This is a genomic window from Mesorhizobium sp. P5_C1, from assembly GCF_054049815.1.
The window spans coordinates 1-1102 of record NZ_JBFULQ010001056.1 but is presented as its reverse complement, the minus strand read 5'-3'; the positions used below and the strand labels follow the sequence as shown (position 1 = coordinate 1102).

At 61.1% G+C, this 1102-nt stretch carries 2 protein-coding genes; both read left to right on the top strand.

Annotation, left to right across the window (positions count from 1 at the left end):
- Nucleotides 1–232: cell division protein ZapA (gene zapA / locus ACXJ7R_RS33845; RefSeq protein WP_457155591.1), on the top strand; the 232-nt coding region annotated here is incomplete at its 5' end.
- A gap of 233 nt (nt 233–465) precedes the next feature.
- Nucleotides 466–1102 (top strand): peroxiredoxin (locus ACXJ7R_RS33840; protein ID WP_457155590.1); only part of this gene is annotated, 637 nt, incomplete at its 3' end.

Here is a 1102-nt window from a genome sequence, read left to right as displayed (position 1 = left end):
GATCGGCGACCAGCGGCTGACCGTCATGGCCGGCATCATGGTGATGGACGAGCTCTCGGAGTTGCAGAAGCGCGTCAAGGGCATGGAAAGTGAAGTGCTGACCTTGCGCAAGACGCGCGACGATGCGCTGACCAAGGCCGACAAGAACGACAGTGTGCTGACCAACGCGCTTGGTGCACTGGCGCAGCGCATGGAAGATCTGACGGAGACGCTGGCGGTCAACAAGGCCTGAGGCGCACGGAGCCTTCCTGCCCACACGTGGCTCGTGGCTCGCATGCGCTGGCGTTGCCGTCTGCAGCACAAAAATGTTCGTTCTGCCGCCGACAAGAGTTTCATATTATCTCGCGGCCGCGATTTTTGCGCTAAGATGCAGCAATGCCGGAGCGTGGGGACGCCTTGATGGCGGCATGGTTTGCCGCCCGTAGCCCTCTCTGCTGGCAGAATTTGTTTCAGGGGAGATGTGCCATGAGCCTTCGTATCAACGACATCGCGCCGGACTTCACCGCCGAGACCACGCAAGGGACGATCAAGTTCCATGAATGGATCGGTGACGGCTGGGCGATCCTGTTCAGCCACCCGAAGAATTTCACCCCGGTCTGCACGACCGAGCTTGGCACGATGGCCGGGCTGGAGGGCGAGTTCAAGAAACGCAATGTCAAGATCATCGGCATTTCGGTCGATCCGGTCGAAAGCCACGGCAAATGGCAGGACGACATCAAGACGGCGACCGGCCACTCGGTGAACTATCCGCTGATCGGCGACAGGGACCTCAAGGTCGCCAAGCTCTACGACATGCTGCCGGGCGGCGCCGGCGAGACGTCGGAGGGTCGCACGCCCGCCGACAACGCCACGGTGCGCTCGGTCTATGTCATCGGGCCGGACAAGAAGATCAAGCTGGTGCTCACCTACCCAATGACCACGGGCCGTAACTTCGACGAGATCCTGCGCGCAGTCGATTCCATGCAGCTGACCGCCAAACACCAGGTAGCGACGCCGGCGAACTGGAAGCAGGGGGAGGATGTCATCATCACCGCCGCCGTCTCCAATGAGGATGCAATCAAGCGTTTCGGCGCCTACGAGACCATCCTGCCCTATCTCAGGA